Origin of the sequence: Streptomyces sp. NPDC059477, assembly GCF_042749375.1 — a bacterium.
GTDB lineage: Bacteria > Actinomycetota > Actinomycetes > Streptomycetales > Streptomycetaceae > Streptomyces.
The window spans coordinates 1-22,844 of record NZ_JBHYUG010000063.1 but is presented as its reverse complement, the minus strand read 5'-3'; the positions used below and the strand labels follow the sequence as shown (position 1 = coordinate 22,844).

General features: G+C 73.6%; 17 protein-coding genes and 1 riboswitch. Of the genes, 14 read left to right on the top strand and 3 right to left on the bottom strand.

Features of this window, described 5'->3' with window-relative positions:
* The first annotated feature begins 173 nt into the window (after nt 1-173).
* A riboswitch (cobalamin riboswitch) is annotated at nt 174-313 on the top strand.
* Nucleotides 314-411: 98 nt separating this feature from the next.
* Genes ACFXAZ_RS27060 through cobI form a run of 7 tightly spaced genes read left to right on the top strand, consistent with a single transcriptional unit; the run spans nt 412 to nt 12,051 of the window.
* Complete coding sequence (locus ACFXAZ_RS27060) at nt 412-1,506, top strand: cobalamin biosynthesis protein (RefSeq protein WP_384596475.1); 1,095 nt, start codon at nt 412-414, stop codon at nt 1,504-1,506.
* Nucleotides 1,503-3,044: a cobyric acid synthase gene (locus tag ACFXAZ_RS27055; protein ID WP_384596472.1), complete on the top strand. Its 1,542-nt coding sequence runs from the start codon at nt 1,503-1,505 to the stop codon at nt 3,042-3,044. Before ACFXAZ_RS27060 ends, ACFXAZ_RS27055 begins: the two co-directional genes overlap by 4 nt.
* A complete protein-coding gene (gene cobN / locus ACFXAZ_RS27050; protein WP_384596469.1) occupies nt 3,041-6,883 on the top strand; it encodes a cobaltochelatase subunit CobN in 3,843 nt (1,280 codons plus the stop codon). Before ACFXAZ_RS27055 ends, cobN begins: the two co-directional genes overlap by 4 nt.
* Entirely contained in the window at nt 6,880-9,006 is a 2,127-nt protein-coding gene (locus ACFXAZ_RS27045) for a putative cobaltochelatase (protein WP_384596466.1), read from the top strand. The genes cobN and ACFXAZ_RS27045 overlap by 4 nt, the downstream gene beginning before the upstream one ends.
* Nucleotides 9,006-9,605, top strand: a complete 600-nt coding sequence (cobO, locus tag ACFXAZ_RS27040; RefSeq protein WP_384596463.1) for a cob(I)yrinic acid a,c-diamide adenosyltransferase — start codon at nt 9,006-9,008, stop codon at nt 9,603-9,605. Before ACFXAZ_RS27045 ends, cobO begins: the two co-directional genes overlap by 1 nt.
* Nucleotides 9,599-11,323 carry a cobyrinate a,c-diamide synthase gene (locus ACFXAZ_RS27035; RefSeq protein WP_384596460.1) on the top strand — a complete coding sequence of 575 codons (1,725 nt, stop codon included), beginning with the start codon at nt 9,599-9,601 and terminating at the stop codon, nt 11,321-11,323. The genes cobO and ACFXAZ_RS27035 overlap by 7 nt, the downstream gene beginning before the upstream one ends.
* Nucleotides 11,320-12,051, top strand: a complete 732-nt coding sequence (gene cobI, locus ACFXAZ_RS27030) for a precorrin-2 C(20)-methyltransferase (RefSeq protein ID WP_384596457.1) — start codon at nt 11,320-11,322, stop codon at nt 12,049-12,051. Before ACFXAZ_RS27035 ends, cobI begins: the two co-directional genes overlap by 4 nt.
* A gap of 110 nt (nt 12,052-12,161) precedes the next feature.
* Here the strand turns inward: cobI and ACFXAZ_RS27025 are convergent, their stop codons facing one another.
* On the bottom strand, nt 12,162-12,881 hold the full coding sequence (locus ACFXAZ_RS27025) for a ZIP family metal transporter (RefSeq protein ID WP_384596454.1): 720 nt from the start codon (nt 12,879-12,881) through the stop codon (nt 12,162-12,164).
* Nucleotides 12,882-13,006: 125 nt separating this feature from the next.
* Between ACFXAZ_RS27025 and cobM the strand changes: the two genes are divergently transcribed.
* The 6 genes from cobM to cobC are packed head-to-tail and all read left to right on the top strand — an operon-like array spanning nt 13,007 to nt 19,678.
* On the top strand, nt 13,007-13,825 hold the full coding sequence (gene cobM / locus ACFXAZ_RS27020) for a precorrin-4 C(11)-methyltransferase (RefSeq protein ID WP_384596450.1): 819 nt from the start codon (nt 13,007-13,009) through the stop codon (nt 13,823-13,825).
* The gene (cbiE, locus tag ACFXAZ_RS27015) at nt 13,822-15,105 is read left to right on the top strand and encodes a precorrin-6y C5,15-methyltransferase (decarboxylating) subunit CbiE (protein ID WP_384596447.1); all 1,284 of its coding nucleotides are present in this window, start codon (nt 13,822-13,824) and stop codon (nt 15,103-15,105) included. The genes cobM and cbiE overlap by 4 nt, the downstream gene beginning before the upstream one ends.
* Nucleotides 15,102-16,892 (top strand): precorrin-3B C(17)-methyltransferase, encoded by a 1,791-nt coding sequence (gene cobJ / locus ACFXAZ_RS27010; RefSeq protein WP_384596444.1) that lies wholly within the window; start codon nt 15,102-15,104, stop codon nt 16,890-16,892. The genes cbiE and cobJ overlap by 4 nt, the downstream gene beginning before the upstream one ends.
* Nucleotides 16,889-17,593 (top strand): precorrin-8X methylmutase, encoded by a 705-nt coding sequence (locus ACFXAZ_RS27005; RefSeq protein WP_384596441.1) that lies wholly within the window; start codon nt 16,889-16,891, stop codon nt 17,591-17,593. Before cobJ ends, ACFXAZ_RS27005 begins: the two co-directional genes overlap by 4 nt.
* Nucleotides 17,590-18,570, top strand: a complete 981-nt coding sequence (locus ACFXAZ_RS27000; protein ID WP_384596438.1) for a sirohydrochlorin chelatase — start codon at nt 17,590-17,592, stop codon at nt 18,568-18,570. The genes ACFXAZ_RS27005 and ACFXAZ_RS27000 overlap by 4 nt, the downstream gene beginning before the upstream one ends.
* Nucleotides 18,560-19,678 (top strand): Rv2231c family pyridoxal phosphate-dependent protein CobC, encoded by a 1,119-nt coding sequence (gene cobC, locus ACFXAZ_RS26995; protein ID WP_384596435.1) that lies wholly within the window; start codon nt 18,560-18,562, stop codon nt 19,676-19,678. Before ACFXAZ_RS27000 ends, cobC begins: the two co-directional genes overlap by 11 nt.
* 149 nt (nt 19,679-19,827) lie before the next feature.
* Here cobC and ACFXAZ_RS26990 read toward each other — a convergent pair whose 3' ends face one another.
* Together ACFXAZ_RS26990 and ACFXAZ_RS26985 are read right to left on the bottom strand one after the other, a co-directional pair.
* Nucleotides 19,828-20,847, bottom strand: coding sequence for an SCO1860 family LAETG-anchored protein (locus ACFXAZ_RS26990; protein ID WP_384596432.1), 1,020 nt, complete (start codon nt 20,845-20,847; stop codon nt 19,828-19,830).
* A gap of 329 nt (nt 20,848-21,176) precedes the next feature.
* Entirely contained in the window at nt 21,177-22,262 is a 1,086-nt protein-coding gene (locus ACFXAZ_RS26985) for an amidohydrolase family protein (RefSeq protein WP_384596429.1), read from the bottom strand.
* A gap of 330 nt (nt 22,263-22,592) precedes the next feature.
* Between ACFXAZ_RS26985 and ACFXAZ_RS26980 the strand changes: the two genes are divergently transcribed.
* Nucleotides 22,593-22,844, top strand: a 252-nt coding sequence (locus tag ACFXAZ_RS26980) for a transposase (RefSeq protein WP_384596427.1), incomplete at its 3' end; no start/stop codon positions are given.

Below are 22,844 nucleotides of genomic sequence, written 5' to 3'. Positions count from 1 at the left end.
CACCCCCCCGCGCCCCCACACCCCCCCCCCACCCCCCCCCTCTCCCCCATCTAGACATCGCCGCGGGTGTACCCCGCACACACACCCCCCCCCCCCCGCCCTGGTGTTGTGTGCGACAGGGCCGGTGTGGGGCTGAGCACACTCTCCCTGCGCAGGTCAGCGGCAGGTTGACGGGTGTTCGAGGCCCGTGGTGGACTGCCGGAGCCATTACGGCGACACGAGAGGAAGCCGGTGCGAATCCGGCGCGGTCCCGCCACTGTCACCGGGGTAGAACCCCGGGAGCCAGGAACTCTCACCGCCGACTTCGTCGAACCAGGGCGCGGACACCCTGAGTGAGGACATTCGCCATGCTCGGCTGCCGAACGCGGCTCACCGCCGGAACTCTCCTCGACCCCACGGCCGGCTGAGCCGATGGCCGCCGAACGCGCATTCGCGTACGGCGCCACCGCCGGACTCCTCGGTGATCTGCTCCTCGGCGATCCGCGCCGCGGGCATCCGGTCGCCGGGTTCGGGCGGGCCGCCGGTGCCGTGGAACGGCTGCTGTGGCGCGATCATCGCGGGTGGGGGGCGCTGTACACCGCCGTGTGCGTGGGCGGGGCCGTCGGGCTGGGTGCCGTCGCCGCGCGTGCCGTACGGTCCTCCCCCGCCGCGTCCGTCGCCCTGACCGGCGCCGCCACCTGGGCCGTCGTCGGCGGCACCACCCTCGGGCGGGAGGCGCGGGCGATCGGGCGGGCGCTTGAGGCTGGGGACGTCGAGGCGGCGAGGGCGCGGTTGCCGCATCTGTGCGGGCGGGATCCGCAGGCGCTGGACGCCGACGGTATCGCCCGTGCCGTGGTCGAGTCCGTCGCGGAGAACACGTCCGACGCCGTCGTGGGGGCGTTGGTGTGGGGGGCCGTTGGGGGTGTGCCCGGCCTGCTCGGGTTCCGGGCCGTGAACACGCTGGACGCGATGGTGGGGCACCGGTCGCGGCGGTATCGGCGGTTCGGGTGGGCCTCGGCGCGGCTCGATGACGTGGTGGGGTGGCCGGGGGCACGGCTCACCGGCGTCCTCGCGGTGGTCGCCGGGGGTGATCCCCGGGGGGCGGTACGGGCCTGGCGGGCCGATGCCGGGAAGCATCCGAGCCCCAATGCCGGGGTCGTGGAGGCGGCGTTCGCGGGGGCGTTGGGGGTACGGCTCGGGGGGACCCTGTCGTACGCGGGGCGGGTTGAGCGGCGGCCTGTGCTGAATGGTGGGGGGCGGGCTGTGGTTGTTGGTGATGTCGAGCGGGCGGTGCGGGTTTCCTCTCGGGTGCAGTGGTTGGCGTTGGGGGTGGGGGCGTTGCTGCGGGCGCGTGTTGGGCGGGGCCCGGCTTCCGGGGTAGGGGCGTTGCCCCCGGCGCGTGTTGGGCTGCGCCCGGCGTTGCAGGCTGTGCCCACCCTCCCCCACTCGCGACTTCGCTTGAGCGGGGGGACCCCCATCGCCCTGCGGAACGATTGCCCACAGCGGTACCAGAAGGCCCCCGTATGACCGGGCGAGGGCTTGGGCTGCTTGTTGCCGGGACCACCTCCGATGCCGGGAAGAGTGTGGTGGCCGCCGGGATCGGGCGGTGGCTGGTGCGGCAGGGGGTCCGGGTCGCGCCGTTCAAGGCGCAGAACATGTCGTTGAATTCGTTCGTCACGCGGGACGGGGCCGAGATCGGGCGGGCGCAGGCCATGCAGGCGCAGGCGTGCCGGGTCGAGCCGAGCGCGTTGATGAATCCCGTGCTGCTCAAGCCCGGCGGGGAGCGGAGCAGTCAGGTCGTGCTCATGGGCAAGCCCGTGGGCGAGATGAGCGCGCGCGGGTATCACGGTGGTCGGCAGGAACAGTTGCTGGGGACCGTGCTGGAGTGCCTCGCCGAGCTGCGGCGTTCGTACGACGTCGTCGTCTGTGAGGGGGCCGGCAGTCCCGCCGAGATCAATCTGCGGCGGACCGACATCGTGAACATGGGGATCGCCCGCAACGCCCGGCTCCCCGTGCTCGTGGTCGGGGACATCGACCGGGGCGGGGTGTTCGCCTCGTTCTTCGGGACGGTCGCGCTGCTGTCGGCGGCGGATCAGGCACTGGTCGCCGGGTTCCTCGTCAACAAGTTCCGTGGGGACGTGTCCCTGCTCGAACCCGGGCTCGACATGCTCAAGGGGCTCACCGGGCGGGCGACGTACGGGGTGCTGCCGTTCCGGCACGGGCTCGGGATCGACGAGGAGGACGGACTCCGCGTGTCGCTGCGCGGGACCGTCCGGGAGTCCGTCGTCGCGCCCCCGGTCGGCGCGGACGTGCTGCGTGTCGCCGTCTGCGCCGTGCCGTTGATGTCCAACTTCACGGACGTCGACGCGCTGGCCGCCGAACCCGGCGTCGTGGTGCGGTTCGTGGACCGGCCGGAGGAGCTGGCCGACGCGGATCTGGTCGTCGTACCCGGGACCCGGGGGACGGTCAGGGCGCTGGCGTGGCTCCGGGAGCGGGGGCTCGCCGACTCGCTGGTGCGGCGGGCCGCCGACGGGTTGCCGGTGCTCGGCGTCTGCGGCGGCTTCCAGATGCTCGGCACCCATGTCCAGGACGATGTGGAGAGCCGGCTCGGGGGCGTCGACGGGCTCGGGCTGCTGCCCGTACGGGTGCGGTTCGCGGCGGAGAAGACGCTCGCGCGGCCCGTCGGACAGGCCCTTGGGGAGCGGGTCGAGGGGTACGAGATCCATCACGGGGTCGCCGAGGTCGACGGGGGCAGCCCCTTCCTGCGCGATGGCGACGGAAACCCCCTCGACGGGTGCCGGGTCGGGCACACCTGGGGCACCCACTGGCACGGCTCCCTGGAGTCGGACGGATTCAGGCGGGCGTTCCTGCGCGAGGTGGCCGCCGCCGCGGGGCGCCGGTTCGTGCCGGCGCCCGGTACCACGTTCGCCGCGCTGCGCGAGGAGCAGCTCGACCGGCTCGGCGATCTGATCGAACAGCACGCGGACACGGACGCGCTGTGGCGGCTCATCGAGTCCGGCGCGCCGCAAGGACTGCCCTTCATCCCACCGGGAGCGCCCGTATGACCACTGGCCCTGTTGGCACCACCGGCCCTGATGGCCCTGACAGCCCTGACAGCCCTGATGGCCCTGTCCGCCCTCTTGGCACCACCGGCACCACCGGCACCACCGGCACCACCCGCACCGATGCCCCCGTTGGCACCCCCCGCCCGGTGCTGCTGCTCTCCACCGCCGACACCGATCTGCTGGCCGCCCGTGCCTCCGGCGCCCCCTACCGGATCGGCAACCCGACCCGCGTGGACGTCGAGAACGAGTTGCCCGCGCTGCTCGACGGGGCGTCGGTCGCCGTCGTACGGCTGCTCGGCGGCAAGCGGGCCTGGGAGGACGGGCTGGCCGCGTTGAAACGCTCCGGGATTCCCACCGTGCTGCTCGGCGGCGAGACCGTGCCCGACGCCGAGTTGATGGCCGAGTCGTCCGTACCGGCCGGGGTGGTCGCCGAGGCGCTGCGCTATCTGGTCGAGGGCGGGCCCGGCAACCTCACCGAGCTGGCCCGGTTCCTGTCGGACACCGTGCTGCTGACCGGCGAGGGGTTCGAGGGGCCGCGGAAGATGGCCGAGTACGGGGTGCGTGGCGCCCCTCAGCAAGCAAAAGGCCGACCCACCATCGGCGTGCTCTTCTACCGGGCCCATGAACTGAGCGGCAACACCGCCTTCGTCGACACCCTCTGCGACGCGATCGAGGCACATGGCGCCAACGCCCTGCCCGTGTACTGCGGTTCGCTGCGCGACGCGGACGCCGGGCTGTACGAGATCCTGGGGCGGGCGGACGCGCTGATCGCGACCGTGCTCGCGGCGGGCGGCACCCACGCCTCGCAGGCATCGGCCGGCGGGGACGAGGAGGCGTGGGACATCGGCGCGCTGGCCGAGCTGAACGTCCCCGTGCTGCAAGGGCTCTGCCTCACCTCCTCCCGGGCGGCCTGGGAGGCGTCGGACGCCGCCCTGTCCCCCATGGACGCGGCGATGCAGGTCGCCATCCCGGAGTTCGACGGGCGGCTGATCACCGTGCCGTTCTCCTTCAAGGAGCAGGGGCCGGACGACGTACCGGTGTACCGGGCCGACCCCGAGCGGGCGGCGCGGGTCGCCGGGATCGCCGTACGGCACGCGCGGCTCAAGCACAAGCCGAACACGGAGAAGCGGATCGCGCTCGTCTTCACCGCGTACCCGACGAAGCACTCGCGGGTCGGCAACGCGGTCGGGCTGGACACGCCCGCGTCGGCGGTACGGGTGCTCGACGCGCTGCGGGACGCCGGGTACGGGGTCAGCGGCCACCCCGCCGAGGGCGATGAGCTGATCCACCGGCTGATCGCGGCGGGCGGGCACGATGTGGAGTGGCTGACGGAGGAGCAGTTGGCGTCCGCGCCCGCGCGGGTGCCGCTCGCCGACTATCAGGCGTGGTTCGACAAGCTCGATCCGGCGCTCAAGGACGCCATGACGGACGCGTGGGGGGAGCCGCCCGGCTCGCTCTATGTCGACGGGGACGACATCGTGCTCGCCTCGCTCCGGTTCGGGAACGTCGTCGTGATGATCCAGCCGCCGCGCGGCTTCGGCGAGAATCCGATCGCCATCTACCACGATCCGGACATGCCGCCGTCCCATCACTACATGGCGGCCTACCGCTGGCTGGAGAACAGCTTCGGCGCCGACGCCGTGGTGCACATGGGCAAGCACGGCACGATGGAGTGGCTGCCGGGCAAGGGGCTCGGGCTCAGCGGCGGCTGCGCGCCGGACGCGGTGCTCGGCGAACTCCCGCTGATCTACCCGTTCATCGTCAACGACCCCGGCGAGGGCACCCAGGCCAAGCGGCGCGGACACGCCACGGTCGTCGACCATCTGGTGCCGCCGATGGCCCGCGCCGACACCTACGGCGACCTCGCCAAGCTGGAACAGCTGCTGGACGAGTACGCGCTGGTCTCCGACCTGGACCCGACGAAAGCGCCGGCCGTGCGGGCCCAGATCTGGACGCTGGTGAAGGCGGCCGAACTCCACCACGACCTGCATGTGGACGATCAGCCGGGCGACGACGACTTCGACTCGTTCGTCATGCACATCGACGGCTATCTCTGCGAGATCAAGGATGTGCAGATCCGCGACGGGCTGCACATCCTGGGCGGCGGGCCGGTCGGCGAACCGCGCGTCAATCTGGTGCTGGCCGTATTGCGGGCCTCGCAGGTGTGGGGCGGACAGGCCAACGCGCTGCCGGGGCTGCGGGCGTCGCTGGCCGCGTATTTCGGGCTCGATGAGAAGGAGTTGCTGGCCGAGCCCGGCGCCCCGCTGAAGGTGCCGGCCGAGCTGACGGAGCTGGTGGACGGGCCCGCGCGCAGCGCCGCCGACGCGATCGACCTGCTGGAGCGGCTGTGCCGGCGGCTCGCGGAGGGCATGGAGGCGCGGGGGTGGGCCGCGGCGGCCTGTGCCGGGCTGGTCCGCGAGGTCCTGGGGGGTGTGGAGCTGTCCGACGCCGTCGCCGTGCTGCGGTTCGCGTGCGAGGAGGTGGTGCCGCGGCTCGCCCGCACGACGGACGAGATCGATCACATCCTGCGCGCGCTGGACGGCGGATACGTTCCTGCGGGACCCTCCGGCTCCCCCACCCGCGGGCTGGTCAATGTCCTGCCGACCGGCCGCAACTTCTACTCCGTCGACCCCAAGGCCATCCCGTCCCGGCTGAGCTGGGAGGTCGGGCAGGCGCTCGCCGACTCGCTGGTACAGCGCTATCTCGCCGACAACGGGGAGTATCCGCGGTCCGTCGGGCTGACGGTGTGGGGGACGTCCGCGATGCGCACCCAGGGCGACGACATCGCCGAGATCCTGGCGCTCCTCGGCTGCCGCCCGGTGTGGGACGACGCCTCGCGGCGGGTGACCGGCTTCGAGGTGGTGCCGCCGGCCGAGCTGGGCCGGCCGCGCATCGATGTGACGGTCCGTATCTCCGGCTTCTTCCGGGACGCGTTCCCGCATGTGGTGGGGCTGATCGACGACGCGGTACGGGCGGTGGCCGAGCTGGCCGAGCCCGCCGACGTCAACTACGTACGGGCGCACGCCGACGAGGACACCGCCGCGCACGGTGACCGGCGGCGGGCCACGGCCCGGATCTTCGGCTCCAAGCCGGGGGCGTACGGGGCCGGGCTGCTGCCGCTGATCGACGCCCGCAACTGGCGCTCGGACGCCGACCTCGCCGAGGTGTACGCGGTGTGGGGCGGCTACGCGTACGGGCGCGGGCTGGACGGGCGGGCGGCGCGCGGGGACATGGAGACGGCGTTCCGGCGGATCGCGGTGGCGGCGAAGAATGTGGACACGAGGGAGCACGATCTCGTCGACGCCGACGACTACTTCCAGTACCACGGCGGCATGGTCGCCATGGTGCGGCATCTGACGGGCGCGAGTCCGCAGGCGTACGTCGGTGACTCGGCCACCCCGGACCAGGTGAGGACGCGCACGCTGGGCGAGGAGACGCACCGGGTGTTCCGGGCGCGGGTGGTCAATCCGCGCTGGATGGCGGCGATGCGGCGGCACGGCTACAAGGGCGCCTTCGAGATGGCCGCGACCGTGGACTACCTCTTCGGGTACGACGCCACGGCCGGGGTGGTGGACGACTGGATGTACGAGAAGTTGAGCGTCGAGTACGTCTTCGATCCCGAGAACCAGGACTTCATGAAGAAGTCGAACCCGTGGGCGCTGCGCGGGATCACCGAGCGACTGCTGGAGGCGGCGGACCGGGGGCTGTGGGCGGAGCCCGACGCCGAGACGCTGGAGCGGCTGCGCGCCATGTATCTGGAGCTGGAAGGCGACCTTGAGGGCGGCCTTGAGGGCGGCCTTGAGGGCGATCCCGAGGTCTTGGAGGGCGAGGACAAGTGAGTACCCCGTTTCCGTTCACGGCCGTGGTCGGTCAGGACGATCTGCGGCTCGCGCTGCTGCTGAACGCCGTGTCGCCGGCTGTCGGCGGTGTGCTGGTGCGTGGCGAGAAGGGCACCGCCAAGTCGACGGCCGTACGGGCGCTGTCGGCGCTGCTGCCCGCGGTGCGGGTGGTCGCCGGGTGCCGGTTCTCGTGCGACCCGGGGGCCCCCGACCCGGCGTGCCCGGACGGGCCCCATGAGCCCGTCGCCGCTCTGGCACGCCCCTCGCGGATGGTCGAGCTGCCCGTCGGCGCCTCCGAGGACCGGCTCGTCGGCGCCCTCGACATCGAACGGGCCCTCGCCGAGGGCGTGAAGAGCTTCGAACCGGGACTGCTGGCGCAGGCGCACCGCGGCATCCTGTACGTCGACGAGGTCAATCTCCTCCATGACCATCTGGTCGATCTGCTGCTGGACGCGGCGGCGATGGGCGCCTCCTATGTCGAGCGCGAGGGCGTGTCGGTGCGGCACGCGGCCCGCTTCCTGCTGGTCGGGACGATGAACCCCGAGGAGGGCGAGCTACGGCCGCAGCTCCTCGACCGGTTCGGGCTGACCGTCGAGGTCGCGGCCTCGCGGGAGCCGGACCAGCGGGTGGAGGTCGTGCGGCGCAGGCTGGCGTACGACGACGATCCCGACGCCTTCGCCGGACGGTGGGCCGCCGAGGAGAGCGCCGTACGGGCGCGGATCGTGGCGGCGCGGGAGCTGTTGCCGTCGGTGCGGCTGGGTGACGGGGCGCTGCGGCAGATCGCGGCGACCTGTGCGGCCTTCGAGGTGGACGGGATGCGGGCCGACATCGTGATGGCCCGTACCGCGACCGCGCTGGCGGCCTGGGCCGGGCGCACGGAGGTGCTCGCCGAGGATGTCCGGCAGGCCGCGCTGCTGGCGCTGCCGCATCGGCGGCGGCGCAATCCGTTCGACGCGCCGGGGCTGGACGAGGACCGGCTGGATCGGACGTTGGAGGAGTTCGCCGGGGACGATGATGGTGACGCGGGGGGTGACGGGGGCGGTGGCCAGGGTGATGGGGGCGACCGTGACGGTGACGACGATCCCGATCCGGGTGGGGGCGGTGGGGGGCGGCCCGATGCCGGGGAGCCGCCTGGTGATGGTGGCGCCGGGGGGCGGCCCGAGGAGTCGGGGGACGGGGAGAGTGTGCCGTCCGGTGCCGGGGAGCGGTCCGCCGTACCGGCCGCGGAGCCGTTCCGTACCAAGGTGCTGAGCGTTCCCGGGATCGGGGAGGGGGCCGCCGGGCGGCGTTCGCGGGCGCGGACCGAGCAGGGGCGGACGACCGGGGCGCGGCGGCCCCGGGGTGCGCTGACCCGGCTGCATCTGGCGGCGACCGTGCAGGCCGCGGCCCCGCATCAGCGGGCGCGGGGGCGGGTCGGGCCGGGGCTCGTTGTGCGGCGGGACGATCTGCGGCAGGCGCGGCGGGAGGGGCGCGAGGGGAATCTCGTGCTGTTCGTGGTCGACGCGTCCGGGTCGATGGCGGCGCGGCAGCGGATGAGCGCGGTGAAGGGTGCGGTGCTGTCGCTGCTGCTGGATTCGTATCAGCGGCGGGACAAGGTGGGGCTGGTGACGTTCCGGGGGGCGGCGGCCGAGGTGGCGTTGCCGCCCACGTCGTCCGTGGATGCCGCCGCGGCCCGGCTGGAGTCGCTGCCGACGGGTGGGCGTACGCCGCTCGCGGCCGGGTTGCTGCGGGCGCACGAGGTGCTGCGGGTGGAGCGGTTGCGGGATCCGGCGCGGCGGGCGCTGGTGGTCGTGGTGACGGACGGGCGGGCCACGGGTGGGCCCGAGCCGGTGGCGCTCGCCGGGCGGGCGGCTCGGCTGTTCGCGGCGGAGGGGGTCGCTTCCGTGGTGGTGGACTGTGAGTCGGGGCCGGTGCGGTTGGGGTTGGCGGGGGGGCTCGCTGGTGAGCTCGGGGGGACTGCGGTGACGTTGGACGAGTTGCGGGCCGATGCGATTGCCGGGCTGGTGCGGGATGTGCGGGGGGGTGCTTCGGGTTCGGGTTCGGTTGTGGCTGCTGCTTCGGATTCGGTTGTGGCTGCTGCTTCGGGTTCGGCTGTCGCTTCGGCTTCCGGGAGGGTCGCGTAATGCCGCAGGGGCAGCCGAGTGTCGTGCCCGATGACGGGCTGACCACGCGTCAGCGGCGGAACCGGGCGCTGGTCGTGGTGCACACGGGCGTGGGCAAGGGGAAGTCCACCGCCGCGTTCGGGCTCGCGCTGCGGGCCTGGAATCAGGGGTGGCCGATCGGCGTGTTCCAGTTCGTGAAGTCCGCGAAGTGGAAGGTCGGGGAGGAACGGGCGCTGCGCGTGCTCGGGGACTCCGGGGAGGGCGGGTCCGTCGCCTGGCACAAGATGGGCGAGGGATGGTCCTGGGTGCAGCGGGACGCGCAGCTGGACAACGAGGAGAAGGCCCGGGAGGGCTGGGCGCAGGTCAAGCGGGATCTGGCCGCCGAGACGTATCGGCTGTACGTCCTCGATGAGTTCGCCTATCCGATGCAGTGGGGGTGGGTGGACACCGAGGAGGTGGTGTCCGTGCTGCGGTCCCGGCCGGGGACCCAGCATGTGGTGATCACCGGGCGGAACGCGCCCGCCTCGCTGGTCGACTTCGCCGATCTGGTGACCGACATGTCCAAGGTGAAGCATCCGATGGATGCCGGGCAGAAGGGGCAGAGGGGTATCGAGTGGTGACCTCCGCTTCTTCCGTGCCCCGGCTGGTGATCGCGGCGCCCTCCTCCGGGAGTGGGAAGACCACTGTCGCCACGGGGTTGATGGCCGCGTTCGCCGCGCGGGGGCTCGCCGTGTCTCCGCACAAGGTGGGGCCGGACTACATCGATCCCGGGTATCACGCGCTCGCCACCGGGCGGGTGGGGCGCAATCTCGACGCGTATCTGTGCGGGGCCGAGCTGATCGGGCCGTTGTTCCTGCACGGGGCGCGGGGGTGTGATCTCGCCGTGGTCGAGGGGGTGATGGGGCTCTTCGACGGGGCGGCCGGGCAGGGGGAGCTGGCGTCGACCGCGCAGGTCGCGAAGTTGCTGCGGGCGCCGGTGGTGCTGGTGGTGGACGCCTCCGCGCAGGCTCGGTCGGTGGCGGCGCTGGTGCATGGGTTTGTGTCGTGGGATCCCGAGGTGTGGGTGGGGGGTGTGATTCTCAACAAGGTCGGGTCCGATCGGCATGAGGAGTTGTTGCGGGAGGCGCTGGAGGCGGTGGGGGTGCCGGTGCTGGGGGTGTTGCGGCGGGGGGATGAGGTGGCTACGCCGTCGCGGCATCTGGGGTTGGTGCCGGTGGGCGAGCGGCGGGGGGCGGCGGTGTCCGCGGTGGCGGCGATGGCCTCGCGGGTGGCGGGTGGGTGTGATCTGGAGGCGGTGATGGGGCTGGCGCGGGGGGCTGGTCCGCTGGGTTGTGCGGCCTGGGATGTGGCTGAGGCGGTGGGTTTTTCGCCCCCGCCGCCGCTGTCCTTCCCGTCCTCCAGGGGCGCTGCCCCTTTGACCCCGGGTTCTGCGGGCTGCCGCCCCCAGGCCCCCGCTTCGGCCCTTGAGGGGCCTCGTCCTCAAACTCCCCCAGAGGGGGCACCCCCAGACGGGCTGGAAGGGAACGGGCGTCCGATGGTCACCGACGTCCCGGAGCGGCTGGAGGGCGCCCGGCGGCACATCGTCGCCGATACCCCGGACAGACCGGAGGGCGCTCCGCACCCCATGGTCGCCGGCACCCCGGACGGACCACAGGCCACCGGCACCCCGGACGGACCACAGAACTCCCGACGGGACGTCGCTCCCCGCACCCCGGGCCAGCCGCAAGGCACTCGGCGTCCCGTCGTCGCTCTTGCCGGTGGGCCCGCCTTCACCTTCTCCTATGCCGAGCATGCCGAGTTGCTCGCCGCCGCCGGCGCCGAGGTCGTGGTTTTTGATCCGTTGCGGGACGAAGTGCTGCCCGAGGGGGTGAGCGGGCTGGTCGTCGGGGGTGGGTTTCCCGAGGTGTACGCCGGGGAGCTGGCCGCCAACGAACCGTTGAAGAAGGGCATCGTCGCCCTCGCGGAGCGTGGCGCGCCGATCGCCGCCGAGTGTGCCGGGCTGCTGTATCTCTGCCGGGAGCTGGACGGGCAGGCGATGTGCGGGGTGCTGGACGCCTCCGCGCGGATGTCGGAGCGGCTCACTCTCGGGTACCGCGAGGCGGTCGCCGTCAGCGACAGTGTGCTGGCGGTGGCGGGGACCCGGATGCGGGGGCACGAGTTTCACCGGACCGTGGTCGAGCCGGGGGCCGGGGGTGCCGCGGCCTGGGGGGTGCGGACGCCCTCGCCGCGGGTCGAAGGGTTCGTACAGCGTGGTGTGCACGCGAGTTATCTGCACACGCACTGGGCGTCGGCGCCCGGTGTCGCCCGTCGGTTCGTGGAGAGGTGCCGGACGTCATGAGCAGCAGGCTGATCGGGGTGGGGGTCGGGCCCGGGGATCCGGAACTGGTGACCGTGAAAGGGGTCAACGCGCTGCGCGGCGCCGATGTGGTCGTCGTACCGGTGATGGACAGCGGGGAGCGGGGCCGCGCCGAGGCGACCGTGTTGCACTACGTGGGCGCGGAGAGCGTCGTCCGGGTGGTGTTCGCGTTGAACGAGCGGACCGACCGGGGGCGGCGGGAGGCCGCCTGGGACGCCGCCGGGCAGCGGGTCGCCGAGCTGCTGGACGCGCACCCGTGTGTCGCGTTCGCGACCATCGGGGATCCCAACGTGTACTCCACCTTCACGTATCTCGCGCAGACCATCGCCCGGCTCGCCCCGGGGACCGTGATCGAGACCGTGCCCGGGATCACCGCCATGCAGGATCTCGCCGCGCGGTCGGGTGCCGTGCTGACCGAGGGGACGGAGCCGTTGACGCTGGTTCCGGTGACCGCGGGGGCCGGGGTGCTCAAGGACGCGCTGAACGGGCCGGGGACGGTCGTGGCGTACAAGTTCGGGCGGCAGGCCGCCGAGGTCGCCGAGGCGTTGCGGGACAGCGGGCGGATCGAGGGGGCCGTGTGGGGTTCCGCGCTGGGGCTGGACGGCGAGTCCATCCGGCCCGCCGATGAGCTGGACGGTTCGCCGCTGCCGTATCTCTCCACGCTGATCGCGCCCGCGCGGCGGGACGGCGGCCGGGGCGGGAAGTTGTGACCGGCCTCCCGGCGACCGGACTCCGGGCGACCCGTCTTCGGGCGACCCGTCTCCCGGCGAACTGCGGCTGGGCGGCCCGCCTCCCGGCACACCCCCGCCCCGCACCGCCCTCACTCCCCCGCGAGCCCCACCACCAGCCAGATGAACCCCGCCCCGGCGATCGTGCACAGCAGGGTCGGGCCCGCCGGGTGGTCGTGGTGGGCCTCGGGGAGGATCTCCGCCGCCGCCAGATAGAGCAGGGCGCCGCCGAACAGGCCGAGATAGCCGCCGAGCACGGGGTGCGGGATGGTGAAGAAGAGGGTGGAGGCCGCGCCGATCACCGGGGCCGCCGCGTCCGCGACCAGCAGGACGATGGCCTTGCGGCGGGCGTTGCCGTAGAGGGTGGCCAGGGTGAAGGTGTTGAAGCCGTCCGCGAAGTCATGGGCGATCACCGCGACCGCGACGGCCAGGCCCATGCCCTCACCGACCTGGAAGGCGGCGCCGATGGCGACGCCGTCCATCGCGCTGTGGCCGACCATCGCGGCGGCGGCCGTGAGGCCGACCTCGGGGGTGCGGGCGTGCTCGTCACCGCCGTGCGCGGCGGCGAGCAGACGTCCCATCACATGCGCGAGCAGGAAACCGGCCACGAAGAGCAGCAGTGCGGCCGGGACGCCGAACACCTCGCGCCCCGCCGCCTCCATCGCCTCCGGCAGCAGGTCCAGGCCCACCACGCCCAGCATCAGGCCACCGGCCAGGCCCAGCACCAGGTGACGGCGGTCCGTCACCCGCTGGGCCGTCCAGCCGCCGGCCAGCGTCATCAGGAACGCGCCGAGCGCGACGAACACCGCCATGTGCCCTTGCTATCCGACACCGGGGCCCGGGGACGGTTGCGACGCCCCGGACGGCCGTACTCACCCTCACATTGATGTTTTCCCCACCGCACACCTGCACTTCCGTACGAGAGGAAACCGAACCCATGGCCGATGCCCCGAGCGGCAGAGTGACCTTCGTCGGTGCCGGGCCCGGCGCCGCCGATCTGCTGACGTTCCGTGCCGCGCGGGCCATCGCCGAGGCGGACATCGTGATCTGGGCGGCGAGTCTGGTCCAGGCGGAGGTGCTGGAGCACGCCCGGGAGGGCGCGGAGATCCTCGACTCGGCCGTCCTGTCCCTGGAGGATGTCGTCACCGTGTACGAACGGGCCCTGCGGGACGGGCTGCGGGTGGCGAGGATCCACTCCGGCGACCCGGCGCTGTGGGGCGGTACGCAGGAGCAGCTGGACCGGTGCGCGGAGATCGGGATCGCGACCGAGGTCGTGCCCGGTGTCTCCGCCTTCTCCGCCGTGGCCGCGCTCGCGCAGCGCGAGCTGACGATCCCCGAGGTCGCGCAGTCCGTCATCCTGACCCGCCTCGGCGGCGGCAAGACGCCGATGCCGCCCGGCGAGGAGGTACGGGAGTTCGCCCGGCACGGCACCACCATGGCGCTGTTCCTGTCGGCCGCCCGCAGCGGGCAGTTGGTGCGGGAGCTGCTGGAGGGCGGCTATCCGCAGGACACGCCGGTCGTGGTCGCGTACCAGGCGACCTGGCCGGAGGAACTGATCGTGCGCTGCACGATCGGCACGCTGGAACAGACCGTCAAGGAGCACAAGCTCTGGAAGCACACCCTCTTCCTCGTCGGCCCGGCCCTCGACGCCCACGGCACCCGCTCGCACCTCTACCACCCCGGCCACTTCCACGGACACCGCAAGGCGGACCCGGCGGCCCGGCGGGAGCTGCGGGAGCGGGGGGCGAGCACGTGATCACCGTCGTCGGTACGGGGACGGGGGCGGACGCGGGTACGGGGGCGGGGGCGCCGCTCGATGGCGAGGCGCTCGGCGCCGCGGACCTCGTCGTGGGCGGGCGGCGGCATCTGGACGCCGTGGCGCTGCCGGAGGGGGCCGAGCGGATCGTGCTCGGGCCGCTCGCGCCCGCCCTCGAACGGATCGCCGCGTACGTGGAGGAGGGCCGCGCGGTGACCGTGCTGGCCTCCGGCGATCCCGGGTTCTTCGGCGTCGTACGGGCGCTGGCGGAACGGTTCGGCGCGGAGCGGCTCCGGGTGCGGCCCGGGGTGTCGTCGGTCGCGGCGGCCTTCGCGCGGGTCGGGCTGGCCTGGGACGACGCCGTGGTGGTCAGCGCCCATGGGCGGGACCCGCGGACCGCCGTGAATGTGTGCCGGGCACGGCCGAAGGTGGCCGTACTGACCGGGCCGGGGGCCGGGCCCGCCGAACTGGGGGCCGCGCTGGCCCGCTGGCCGGGCGGCGAACGCGTGCTCGTCGTGGCGTCCGCGCTGGGGGATCCGGGGCGTGAGCGGGTCGAGCGGGTGTCGCCGGGCGAGGCCGCGGCGCGGGACTGGGGTACGGCGGTGAGTGTCGTCCTGTGTCTGGATCCGGCGCGCACCTGGGGCGAGGGGATGGGAACGGTCGCCGGGGGTGGTCCGGGGCCCGCCGGGTGGGCTCTGGACGAGGGGGCGTTCGACCACCGCGACTCGATGATCACCAAGTTCGAGGTACGGGCCCTCGCGCTCGCCCGGCTCGGGCCGCGCCTCGGTGATCTGGTGTGGGACGTCGGCGCGGGGTCGGGTTCGGTGGCCGTGGAGTGCGCCCGGCTGGGGGCGGCCGTGGTCGCCGTGGAGAGGGACGCGGACTCGGTGGCGCGGGTGCGGGCCAACGCGCTCGCGCGGGGCGTGGACGTGGGTGTGGTGCACGGTGCCGCGCCGGACGCCCTGACCGGGCTGGACGATCCCGACGCCGTGTTCGTCGGGGGCGGGGGGCGTGAGCTGCCCGCGATCGTCGCCGCGTGTGCCGGGCGGGCCCGGCGGGCGGTGGTGGTGGCGCTGGCCGCGCTGGACCGGGTGCCGCAGGTGCGGGCGGCGCTCACCGGGGCCGGGTTGGGGTGTGACGGGGTGCTGTTGCAGTCGTCGCGGCTGGCACCGCTGCCGGGGGACGTGACCCGGCTCGCGGCCACCAATCCGGTGTTTCTGCTGTGGGGCGTCCGGCCCTCGGCGGACAGGGAGTTCTACGGCGAAGGAGTTGTCCAGTGATCGGCCTGATTTCGGCCACGGCGGCGGGGGCGGTGGCCCGTGACCGGCTGGCGTCCGCGTGGCCGGGACGTACCCGCGTGTACGACGGAGCCGTCGGGGACGCGGTGCGGGCCGCGTTCCGGGAGTGCGAGGGGGTCGTCTGTTTTCTGGCGACCGGGGCCGTGGTGCGACTGATCGCGCCGCTGCTCGGGGACAAGGGGTCCGATCCCGGCGTGGTGTGCGTCGACGAGGGCGGGCGGTTCGCCGTCGCCCTGGTCGGCGGGCACGGGGGCGGGGCCAACGCGCTGGCCGTCGAGGTGGGCGAACTGCTCGGCGCGGAGCCGGTGATCACCACGGCGACGGACGCGGTGGGGGTGCCGGGGCTGGACACGCTCGGCATGCCGGTCCAGGGCGAGGTGGCCGCCGTCTCCCGGGCCGTGCTGGACGGCGAACCGGTCGCGCTGGAGGCGGAGGTCTCCTGGCCGCTGCCCGCGCTGCCGCCGAACGTGGGAGGCGCGGCCGGTGAGCCGGTACGGGGGGCGGGTGACCCGCGTTCCGTCCTGCGGGTGACCGACCGGCTCCTCGACGCCGCCCCCGGTGAGGTGATCCTCCGTCCGCCGACCCTGGTCATCGGCGTGGGCGCCTCGCGCGGCGCGCCCGTGGACGAGATCCTCGCCCTGATCGAAGGGGCCCTGCGCGACGCCGTCCTCTCCCCGCTCAGCGTCTCCCATCTCGCCACCGTCGACGCCAAGGCCGACGAGCCCGGCATCGTCGAGGCCGCCCGGCACCTGGGCGTCCCCCTGGTCACCCACCCGGCGGAGCGACTGGCCACCGTCGAGGTGCCCAACCCCTCCGACGCGCCCCTCGCGGCCGTCGGCACCCCGTCCGTCGCCGAGGCGGCGGCGCTGCTCGGGGGCGGCGAACTGCTCGTACCGAAGCGGAAGTCGGCGATGGTGACGTGCGCGGTGGTACGGCGGCCGGGGCGCGGGCGGCTCGCGGTGGTCGGGCTCGGGCCCGGCGCCCGGGACCTGCTCACCCCGCGCGCCACGGCGGAGCTGCGCCGGGCGTCCGTCATCGTCGGGCTCGACCAGTACGTCGACCAGATCCGCGATGTGCTGCGGCCGGGCACCCGCATCCTGGAGTCCGGGCTCGGCGCCGAGGAGGAGCGGGCGCGGACCGCCGTCGACGAGGCCCGTCAGGGACGGGCGGTCGCACTGATCGGCAGCGGCGACGCCGGGGTGTACGCCATGGCGTCGCCCGCGCTCGCGGAGGCGGGCGCCGACATCGACGTCGTGGGGGTGCCCGGGGTGACCGCCGCGCTCGCGGCCGGGGCGCTGCTGGGGGCGCCGCTCGGGCACGACCATGTGTCGATCAGCCTCTCCGATCTGCACACGCCGTGGGAGGTGATCGAACGCCGGGTACGGGCGGCGGCCGAGGCCGATCTGGTGGTCACCTTCTACAACCCGCGCAGCCGGGGCCGGGACTGGCAGTTGCCCAAGGCGCTCGGGATGCTCGCCGAGCACCGGGCGGCGGCGACGCCCGTCGGGGTCGTCCGCAACGCCTCGCGGGCCGACGAGTCCGTACGGCTGACGACACTGGCCGCGCTGGATCCGGCGACGGTCGACATGATGACCGTCGTCGTCGTGGGCAACACCGCCACCCGGGAGGTCGCCGGGCGGATGGTGACCCCGCGCGGGTACCGCTGGCAGGAGCGGGCCGGGGAGGTGGGCGACGGCCGCCGGCAGGAGCACGCCGGGGATCCGGATGACGGCCGCCGGCAGGAGCGGGCCGGGGAGGTGGGCCGGTGAGCCGGGTCGTCCATCCCATCGAGCAGGAGTCGTTCCGGCGGCTGCGCGCCCGCCTCGACACCTCGCGGCTGCCGCCGCTGACCCGGGCGGTGGTGGAGCGGGTGATCCACTCCTCCGCCGATCTGGCGTACGCGACCGATCTCGTGCTGGCCGAGGCCGACCTGGCACGCGCGCACGCCGCCCTGCACGCCGGGGCGCCCGTCGTCACCGACGTGGAGATGGTCGCGGCCGGGATCACCCGCCGGGACACGGTGTGCCGGCTGAAGGACGCCGTGTCCGGGCCGGGGCTGACCCGTTCCGCGCACGCCGTGCGGCTCGCCCACGAGCAGGTCGGGCCGGGCGCGATCTGGGTGATCGGCTGCGCGCCGACCGCCCTGGAGGAGCTGCTCACGCTCGACGCCGCCCCCGCGCTCGTCATCGGACTGCCGGTCGGGTTCGTCGGCGCGGCCGAGTCCAAGGCCGCGCTGCGCGAGAGCGGGCTGCCCGCCGTGAGCAACGTGTCCGAGAAGGGCGGTTCGGCGGTGGCCGCCGCCGCGTTGAACGCGCTGCTGTATGTGCCCTACGACGCGGGGCCTGTCGGCGTGTCCGGGCCGCCTGTCCCTCCGGGATCACCTGGATCGCCCGTACCGTCCGGATCGTGGGTATCACCTACCCCGTCCGCACCACCCGTACCACCCCGTCTCATCGAGGAGAAACCGTGACCACCCCGCCGCCCGCCCTGCTCATCGCCGGACATGGCACCCGCGACGATGCCGGTGCCGAGGCGTTCCGTGCCTTCGTCCGGGAGTTGGGCCGCCGCCATCCGGAACTGCCTGTCGCGGGCGGGTTCATCGAGCTGTCGCCGCCGCCGCTGGGCGAGGCCGTGAGCGAGCTGGTGGAGCGCGGGGTACGGCGATTCGCCGCCGTACCGCTGATGCTGGTGTCCGCCGGGCACGCCAAGGGCGACATACCGGCGGCGCTGGCCCGGGAGAAGGAGCGGCACCCCGGGATCTCGTACACGTACGGCCGTCCGCTGGGCCCGCATCCGTCGCTGCTGGCCGTGCTGGAGCGGCGGCTGGACGACGCGCTGGGGGCCGGCGTCCGTTCCCCCGAGGACCGGGCCGAGGTGACGGTCCTGCTGGTCGGGCGGGGTTCGACCGACCCGGATGCCAACGCCGAGGTGCACAAGGCGGCCCGGCTGCTGTGGGAGGGGCGTGGCTACGCGGGCGTCGAGACGGCGTTCGTGTCGCTGGCGGCGCCCGATGTGCCGAGCGGGCTCGACCGGTGTGTGCGGCTGGGCGCGCGGCGGATCGTCGTCCTGCCGTACTTCCTGTTCACCGGGATCCTGCCGGTGCGGGTGCGGCAGCAGACCGACGGGTGGGCCGCCGCGCACCCGGAGATCGAGGTGCGGTCGGCGGACGTGATCGGGCCGGAGCCGGAGTTGCTGGATCTGGTGATGGAGCGGTACGCGGAGGCGGTCAAGGGCGATCTGCGGATGAACTGCGACACCTGTGTGTACCGGATCGCGATGCCGGGGTTCGAGGACAAGGTGGGGATGCCGCAGCAGCCGCATTTCCATCCGGACGACGACGGGGATCACCCTCACGGTCATCACCATGGGCATGGCCATGGGCATGGGAATGGGCACGGGCATGGGCATGGGCATGGGAATGCGCAGTCACCCTCGCATGCCCACTGAACCGGCCACCGGTCCGCATGATCTGGGGCATCACGGTGACGCCGAGGTCCGCGACGACGGATCGGCGCTGGTCGATCTCGCCGTGAACGTCCGCGCGGACACTCCCCCGGTGTGGCTGCGCGAGGTGATCGCGCGTTCGCTGGACTCGCTCGCGTCCTATCCGGACGGGCGGCGGGCGCGGGCGGCGGTGGCGGCGCGGCACGGGCTGGGTGTGGAGCGGGTGCTGCTGACGGCGGGGGCGGCGGAGGCGTTCGTACTGCTGGCTCGGGCGTTGAAGGTGAGCCGGCCGGTGGTGGTGCATCCGCAGTTCACGGAGCCGGAGGCGGCGCTGAGGGACGCCGGGCACACCGTGGACCGGGTGCTGTTGCGGGAGGCGGACGGGTTCCGGCTGGATCCGGCGGCCGTGCCGGAGGACGCCGATCTGGTCGTGATCGGCAATCCGACGAATCCGACGTCGGTGCTGCATCCGGCGGCCGTGATCGCCCGGCTCGCCCGGCCGGGGCGGACGCTGGTGGTGGACGAGGCGTTCATGGACGCGGTGCCCGGTGAGCGGGAGGCGCTGGCCGGGCGGACCGACGTACCTGGGCTGGTGGTGCTGCGGAGCCTGACCAAGACGTGGGGGCTGGCCGGGCTGCGGATCGGGTATGTGCTGGCCGGCCCCGAGACCGTGACCGCGCTCGAACGCGCCCAGCCGCTGTGGCCGGTGTCCACGCCCGCGCTGGCCGCCGCCGAGGCGTGCGTGGCGCCCCGCGCGCTGGCGGAGGCGGGACACGCGGCCCACCGGATCGCCGCCGACCGGGCCCATCTGGTGGCGGGCCTGTCGGCGGTGCCGGGGCTGCGGGTCGTGGGCCCGGCCGAGGGTTCTTTCGTACTGGTGCGGCTGCCCGGCGCGGCCGAGGTCCGCCGACGGCTGCGTGACCTCGGGTTCGCGGTGCGGCGCGGGGACACGTTCCCGGGGCTGGGTGAGCAGTGGCTGCGGGTGGCGGTGCGGGACCGGGTGACGACGGATGCGTTCGTGCGGGCGTTGGCGGGGGTGGTCACGGCCGGGCGTGGTGGGGGTGGAGGGAGTGAAGGGGGTGGAGGGGGTGGAGGGCAGGGGGTGCGCTGAGGACCCGCGCACTGGCCCGCTTTCGTCCTGCACCCCTTACACCCCGCCCCCCTTTCGGGGCTGCCCCTTGTCGCGCTGAACCGGCTGCCAGGGCGCCGCCCCTTGAATCCCTGACAGCCGGGGCCTGTCCCCCGTGGGCGGCCCGTCGGTCAGCTGTGCTTCCGGCGGGCCATCACCACCGCTCCCCCGCCGACCGCCAGCAGCGCGAGCGCGCCGCCCGCGATGTACGGGGTCATGGAGTTGCCGCCGGTCTCGGCGAGGTTGACCTCGGTGGCCGTGCCGCCCTGCGGCTTCACCTCGGCGGCGGGCTCCTGCTCGGCGGCCGGTTCGGCGACGGGCTTCTCGGGCTTCTCCGGCTTCTCGGACTCCGGGGGCGCCGACGGCTCGGCGACGGCCGGGGCGGCCGGGGACTCGCAGGTCGCCTTGGCGAGCGTGACGACGCCGTTGACCTCGGCCACGTTCAGCTTCAGCGGGTTGATGGAGACGCTGAGTTCGAGGGCGGTCGCGGCGGCCGTCTTCGACGTGGTCTCGCGCTTGGACAGGTCGAGCCGCACGTCGCCGACGCCCGGCACGTTCACCTCGGTGGTGCCGCCCGCGCTGAGGGTGATCTTCTTGCCGAGGACGGTGACGTAGCCGAGCACATTGGACTCGGCGACCGGCTTCTTCCCGGCCACGCAGGTCGCCTTGGAGGTGACCTGCTCGACCTCGATCAGGGAGAGCAGCGGCAGGCCGGGGACGTGCAGTTTGGCGTGGGCGAGGCGGGTGCTGCCCTCGGCGGTGCCGTTCTCCACGGTCGCCTTGGCCTCGGCGACCTCGGCGCTCAGGACGCTGAAGGGCTTTCCGCCGTCGACGCCGTCGAGTTGCGCGGTGAGCGCGGTCTTCTCGGCGCTCTGCGGGGCCTGGACCTCGTTGAGGCTGAGCGAGAGCGGGACGTTCACGGTCTTGTTGAGCAGGCTCACATCGAGCCCGGTGCGCAGCACGACCGCGCTCGCCTTGCCCTCCTCGGTGGCGTGCGCGGAGCCCGCGCCGGCCAGGACCGCGGGACCGGCGGCCAGGACGGTGGCGGACGCGACGACGGCGAGGCGACGGGCGGCTGTGGTGCGCTGCCCGGATGTGACGCGATGCCCGGTCGTGGACCGGTCGGTGGACCCGAGCCGGTGTGCGGGCATGCTGAAGTTGGTGGTGCCGTTCAAGGTGTGGGACCCCCAGAAGAGACAAGCTTGGGACCCCGTAAGAATTACGCACTGAGAGTGAACGGTCAGCAATCCTGCGTCACTTCACCCAAACGGGGGGTTTCCGCCAACAGTTTCGATTTTTTCGCCACCGATGTTCCACAACTTCACCGGAGCATCAGATTTCATTCGAGCGGATGGGGCGATACCGGGCGCATGCGCGGAGTGCACAACGACACGTGCCCGCGGGCGTCACGCTCCGTCAAGTCCGGACTCGCCCCCCGTGGTGCGCGTTACGAGGCGGGCGGCCCGTGTGCTGGGTGGTGTCAGCCGACGACCCGCCCGTTGAGCACCACGCGGCGCGGATCGGCCAGCACGCGTACGTCGGCGCGCGGGTCCTGGTCGAACACCACCAGGTCGGCCGGGGCACCCTCGTCCAGGCCGGGGCGTCCGAGCCAGGCGCGGGCGGCCCAGGTGGTCGCCGAGATCGCGTCCACGGCGGGGATCCCGGCGGTGACCAGTTCGGCGACCTCCGCCGCCGCCAGCCCGTGCGGCAGGGTGCCGCCCGCGTCGGTGCCCACGAAGACCGGGATCCCGGCGTCGTAGGCGTTGCGGACGGTGTCGTAGCGGCGTTCGTGGAGCCGGCGCATATGGGCCGACCAGCGCGGGAACTTCCGCTCGCCGCCGTCGGCCAGCTTCGGGAAGGTCGCGGTGTTGATCAGGGTCGGGACGATCGCCACCCGGTGCGCGGCGAACAGCGGGATCAGGTCGTCGGTGAGGCCGGTCGCGTGCTCGACGCAGTCGATGCCGGACTCCACCAGGTCGCGGAGCGAGTCCTCGGCGAAGCAGTGGGCGGTGACGCGCGCGCCGAGGCGGTGGGCCTCGGTGATCGCCGCCGCCACCGCGTCCCGGGGCCAGCACGCCGACAGATCACCGGCCTCGCGATCGATCCAGTCGCCGACCAGCTTCACCCAGCCGTCACCGCGGCGGGCCTCCCGGGCGACGTACGCCACGAGGTCCTCCGGTTCGATCTCCCACGCGTAGTTGCGGATGTAGCGCCGGGTGCGGGCGATGTGCCGGCCCGCCCGGATGACCTTCGGCAGGTCCTCGCGGTCGTCGATCCACCGGGTGTCCGAGGGCGACCCGGCGTCGCGCAGCAGCAGCGCGCCCGCCTCCCGGTCGGTGAGGGCCTGCTTCTCGGAGACGTCGTCGGAGACCGGGCCGTGGTGGTCGAGGCCGACATGGCAGTGCGCGTCGACCATGCCGGGCAGCACCCAGCCCTCGACGGTGCGCGGGTCACGGGCGGTGGCCGGGCGGTCGTAGGAGATACGGCCGCCCACGACCCACAGTTCGTCACGGACGTCGTCCGGGCCGGCCAGAACCCGCCCCTTCACGTGCAGCACATCGGTCATGTGTGCACCCTAGTTAATGGTCGTGGGGGTGGGCAGGGCCCCCTGGGGGCCGGTGCGGGGGAGGGGCTGGGCGGGGGGTGGCGGGCCCCTGTGGGGGGCTGGCGAGCCCCTGTGGGCGGTGCTGGCTGGGCAATGGGGAGTTGCCGGCGGGCCGGTGAGGGGCTGGCGGGGCGGGACAATGGGGAGTTACTGGCGGGCCGGTGGGGGCTGGCGGGGCAGTAAGGAGTTGCCGGCGGGCCGGTGGGGGCTCTGCTGGCGACCTGGTGGGGGCTGCTAGGTCCTGTCCGGCGGATCATGTGACCTTCTGACCGGTCGCTCGTTGGTTCGGGCATGGGTCGGGGGGATCTGACGAATCGCGAGTGGTCGTTACTGGAGCCGCATCTGCCACCTCTGGGTGGCCGGGGCGGCCGGTGGAGCGACCACCGCATGGTGGTCAACGGGATCCTGTTTCGGGTCCGGACTGGTGTCCCGTGGCGTGACCTGCCGGAACGTCATGGCTCGTGGAAAACCGTCTATGAACGGCATCGCCGCTGGTCGGCGGACGGCACCTGGGACCGGATCCTGCAAGCGGTCCAGGCCGAC

What these genes read in the sequence shown, in the direction of transcription:
- ACFXAZ_RS27060 (WP_384596475.1), top strand. Translation starts at nt 412, where the DNA reads ATGGCCGCCGAACGCGCATTCGCGTACGGCGCCACCGCCGGACTCCTC.
- ACFXAZ_RS27055 (WP_384596472.1), top strand. Translation starts at nt 1,503, where the DNA reads ATGACCGGGCGAGGGCTTGGGCTGCTTGTTGCCGGGACCACCTCCGAT.
- cobN (WP_384596469.1), top strand. Translation starts at nt 3,041, where the DNA reads ATGACCACTGGCCCTGTTGGCACCACCGGCCCTGATGGCCCTGACAGC.
- cobO (WP_384596463.1), top strand. Translation starts at nt 9,006, where the DNA reads ATGCCGCAGGGGCAGCCGAGTGTCGTGCCCGATGACGGGCTGACCACG.
- cobI (WP_384596457.1), top strand. Translation starts at nt 11,320, where the DNA reads ATGAGCAGCAGGCTGATCGGGGTGGGGGTCGGGCCCGGGGATCCGGAA.
- ACFXAZ_RS27025 (WP_384596454.1), bottom strand. Translation starts at nt 12,881, where the DNA reads ATGGCGGTGTTCGTCGCGCTCGGCGCGTTCCTGATGACGCTGGCCGGC.
- cobM (WP_384596450.1), top strand. Translation starts at nt 13,007, where the DNA reads ATGGCCGATGCCCCGAGCGGCAGAGTGACCTTCGTCGGTGCCGGGCCC.
- cobC (WP_384596435.1), top strand. Translation starts at nt 18,560, where the DNA reads ATGCCCACTGAACCGGCCACCGGTCCGCATGATCTGGGGCATCACGGT.
- ACFXAZ_RS26990 (WP_384596432.1), bottom strand. Translation starts at nt 20,847, where the DNA reads ATGCCCGCACACCGGCTCGGGTCCACCGACCGGTCCACGACCGGGCAT.
- ACFXAZ_RS26985 (WP_384596429.1), bottom strand. Translation starts at nt 22,262, where the DNA reads ATGACCGATGTGCTGCACGTGAAGGGGCGGGTTCTGGCCGGCCCGGAC.